A 610-nucleotide genomic window follows, 5' to 3' on the forward strand; every position below is an offset into this window, starting at 1 on the left:
AATGAAACCTATCCTTGATGTATGCTGTGGTGGCAAGATGTTTTATGCAGATAAACAAAATCCTAATGTGTTATTTTGTGATAAGCGTGAATTTGAAACAATCTTTAAAAAGAGTAAGCAAAAAGATGAATACTTTATCGTTAAGCCTGATGTGATAGCAGATTTTAGAGATTTACTTTTTGAAAATGAAAGTTTCTCTCTTGTTATCTTTGACCCGCCTCATATAAAAAATGGTAGTGATAAATCCTTTATGGTGCAAAAGTATGGGAAACTTGACAAATCTTACAAAGAGGATTTATCAAAGGGATTTAAGGAATGTATGCGAGTGCTAAAGGTAAATGGCACTTTGATTTTTAAGTGGAGTGAAGCACAAATTAGTTTAAGCGAGATTCTAAATTGTTTTAATAAAGAGCCTTTGCTTATGCAAAAGACTTCTAGGACTTCACACTTTTGTGTATTTTTTAAGGAGTAGAGAATGAAACTACAAGAACTTGACTTTAGGATTTGGGATAATAAGAATAAAAGGCTTTTGTATGCAGGGAATGAACCTATTGCGATAGGAATTTCAGAGTGTAGCAAACAGCCTTTCGTAACAGAATTTAATGAGCTT

General features: G+C 32.6%; 1 protein-coding gene. It reads left to right on the top strand.

Annotation, left to right across the window (positions count from 1 at the left end; translation table 11 throughout):
- The coding region (locus tag LS66_RS10000) for a methyltransferase (RefSeq protein ID WP_034343125.1) at positions 1-472 on the top strand (472 nt) is incomplete at its 5' end.
- Positions 473-610: the final 138 nt, after the last annotated feature.

Source organism: Helicobacter sp. MIT 03-1614 (assembly GCF_000762925.2).
Lineage (GTDB): Bacteria > Campylobacterota > Campylobacteria > Campylobacterales > Helicobacteraceae > Helicobacter_C > Helicobacter_C hepaticus.